Annotated in this window: 3 protein-coding genes; 1 reads left to right on the forward strand and 2 read right to left on the reverse strand. The window is 34.8% G+C overall.

Translation table 11 applies throughout. The features are described from left to right. Positions 1-574: 574 nt before the first annotated feature. Entirely contained in the window at positions 575-1,717 is a 1,143-nt protein-coding gene (locus P9B04_RS18035; RefSeq protein WP_342056363.1) for a hypothetical protein, read from the reverse strand. 274 nt (positions 1,718-1,991) lie between these two features. Here P9B04_RS18035 and P9B04_RS18040 point away from each other — a divergent pair, with 274 nt between their 5' ends. Further along, complete coding sequence (locus tag P9B04_RS18040) at positions 1,992-2,714, forward strand: metallophosphatase (protein ID WP_342056364.1); 723 nt, start codon at positions 1,992-1,994, stop codon at positions 2,712-2,714. A 47-nt stretch (positions 2,715-2,761) separates the two neighbouring features. On the opposite strand, the gene P9B04_RS18045 is transcribed toward P9B04_RS18040, so the two are convergent. Then, positions 2,762-3,215 (reverse strand): RES family NAD+ phosphorylase (locus P9B04_RS18045; protein WP_342056365.1); only part of this gene is annotated, 454 nt, incomplete at its 5' end.

Here is a 3,215-nt window from a genome sequence, read left to right on the forward strand (position 1 = left end):
CATCTTTGTCCCCTAACTTTCGGCGAGTCCCCCCAGACTTTTTGAGAAGCTTCTCCGATGAGGCTTAAATTTTACCTGATTGCTTACTTTTTATTCTCCATCAAAAGGTAAATTAGTCGCTAATCTAAATTCAGTCCTATCTTCAGTATCTCTGATTTTATTTGCTTTAGAAAAGTTAGATATTTTTATGTTACAAATTGAAGTGTATAAGGTGGGATACTAATGACCACTTGGACAAAATTTTAGCCGAGCCAGAAAATAAAAATGATTAAGATCATGACAATTATCTTACCCTTAACTCCCATAGCCCTCATTAGACATGATTTTGAGGTGGTCTAGATGACTAGACCAACCAACCGCTACTAAAGCTCTTGTGCTTTGACAGACTTGAACCCCTATAGGGCGTGTTCTTTTAGCTAATCAATAAGCTCATTAGCATTACTATTAGTCCGAAAAACTGGACAGAAAACATTGATAATTTTTCCATCTTCAGTGTAAGGGAACGGCGAAAAGGCAAAAGTTAACAGTGAGCAGTGGGAACTGATAACTGATAACTAGCAACAAAGATATATCATCAATCATTTCTGATTGCTATAGATTTTATAGCAATGATTATAGGTAATAAAAGTATTACTTTGAGGTTACTAGATTCAGGAACACTGACAACCGATTCTTGTTCATTAGCAGAAAAATCTGATGATTCTTGATCTGTTATCAAGTCCAAAACTTGTTCATTTTGTTGAGTATTTTCGTTACTATCACCGATAATTTCAATAAATTGACTATTTATTTGTTCTGCTTCTATAATTGTATTATTTAAAACCTCATTAATGAAAGAATCTATGGGAAAATCAATTAAGTTATTCTCTTCCGTACTTGTATTGGGAAACACTGGAAAAGAATAACTTTCATCCAAGAAAATACTAGACTCGACCATAGATATTTGTTTAATAGATTGATTGATATTTCGGGTAATAAAATTGCCACCACCATCGCTAATAAATGTTTCCTGAATAGTAAACTGGGTTGGATTTAAGAAATCGTCTTCTCCCAAAATTTCTGTAGCAAATAATAAGTCTAAATCTAACTCTGAAAATATCAAAATATCAAGAGTCTGAGTAATATTTTGATTAACAATATTATTGTTGCCAAATAATACGGTGTCCTGTGAGCTAAATTGTAAAGAATCTAATTCTTTACTATTTAATAGTTCACTAAGAAATTGCTTAAAATCTGCTAATTCTTCTATCTCAGTTAATGGTTCCCAAAGAAACGAGTTAGTTAAAGATTGACTACTTTGTTGATCAGCATAATTATTATCTCCTTGAATAAATACTTGTTGCTCAGCAAATTGAACTCCGTTTAAAACATTATCATTACCAATAAAATCACTGGTACTAAAATTACTTAAATTTAGAGGAACTAAACCCAAGTCAAGAACATTTTGATTAATTGCTTGATTAACTTCGTTATTAGGATTATCTAAAAATGATCCCTGAATATTAAAATTAGGAATAACCGAATCTTCCATCCCAGAAAAGTCAATAAAATTAATATTCAGAGTTTGATTCAACTGTTGATTAACTTCGTTTGAATAACCTTCTATATAAATTTCTTGAAAACTTCCTTGCGGAATAGCTGCTTCCGCAGAAAAATTACTAATCCCAGAGAAAACTGTTGGAACCAAAAGCAATACACTAAAAGCTTTATTGATCATCGTATTATACTATTCCCTCACATAAACAATCTTTTATTAAGATACTGAAAATACTTTTAGATGTCAGTGGAAAAAAATGTGTATTTTACTATCAACTTTAGCAGTCTATAGCTTAAAACTCTTACTAAGAAATAGAAAAAAAGGTCAAAACATCGAAAAAAGTAGAAATTAAGGAAATCTTCTTGGGTAATTATCTAGAATCATAGGAAAAATATCCCTGAACTACTCAATCTCTTTGTATAATTATTATCATTATCAAAAACAATGCAGATCAATGTGGGCAATTTTAAGTGGAATTGAAGGAAATATCGCAGCTTACGAAGCAGTATTGGCAGACATCAAACGCCAACGCATTACCGTAGAAGTATTGTATATTTTAGGGGATATCATAGCAGCAAACCCCAATAGCGAAAAGGTAATTAAACGAATTCAAAACCCTTTACCTGGAGAATTACAACCCCAGGTATGTGTCGGTTGGTGGGAGGAACAATGCTTTGCTTTACACGCTATGGGTTCGACACCAGAACCGACAGAATTAATCGATCGCTTTGGTATGGAAACCGCAAAAACTCTTTGGGATTCCGTATCCCGTGAAACGGTACAATGGTTACGTAACTGTCATTTTGGCTTCCTTGAATTAGATTGTCTGTTAATTCACGGCACCACTGTTAGCATCAGCGATGAGTTAACCCCGGAAACCCCACCCTGGCAAATGCTAGACCGTTTACAAAGAGTAGAGGCCAATTCTCTTTTTTGTGGTCGTTCCGGTCAAGTATTTGAATATGTACTACAAGGCGGTTCGGTGAATAGTTCGCTGATAACCTTAGATAGTCAGCAACCTGTGCAAACAATGACTGCACCCAAAAGAAGGGTTGTAGGGGTAGGAAATGTGGGTAAAGAACCCGGAAACGCCACTTATACACTGTATGATCCCAATAGCGATCGCTTAGAGTTTAAGACAGTCTGCTATGGCGATAAAAAAGGTTTTGGTAATTAAAAGCTCAGAAAAAAGGTTAAGCTTTTACGATAAGAGACATATATAAATCATAGTAAAAGACCGTATTCATAATGTTCTAGTATTAAATCCAGTTGAGGTTGATTATCCATTAAGTTACCCAAATTATTGTCTCGTAATGAATCATCCACACGATTTTCAAATAAACCCACTGAGTAGAGATCATCGTCGTGACGACATCTGTATCTGATCCCATCTACATTATCAGGATGTTGCCAAATTGCGTTACCCCAAGCGCGACAGTGTGTGTATTCATGACAACCACAAGCAGATATTTGTCCATCTAAACCTAATCGTGCCAAATTACGACCAGTTACATCGACCAATTTTAAGTCACGCTCGCATGTAATTTCAAATAAATTCCTCTGCTTAAGAGCTTGACTTGCAACATAACCTTCGAGTTGACCGAGAAAAACGGAGAGCGCAAGCCCCTTAATTATATTAATGGGGATAAGCTCGACAGGGAATTTATTCCCGTCTATA

This window comes from Crocosphaera sp. Alani8, assembly GCF_038442745.1.
Classification (GTDB): Bacteria; Cyanobacteriota; Cyanobacteriia; order Cyanobacteriales; family Microcystaceae; genus Crocosphaera.

Excerpts from the sequence above, each read along its gene's own strand:
- P9B04_RS18035 (WP_342056363.1), bottom strand. The coding sequence starts at position 1,717 with ATGATCAATAAAGCTTTTAGTGTATTGCTTTTGGTTCCAACAGTTTTC.
- P9B04_RS18040 (WP_342056364.1), top strand. The coding sequence starts at position 1,992 with ATGTGGGCAATTTTAAGTGGAATTGAAGGAAATATCGCAGCTTACGAA.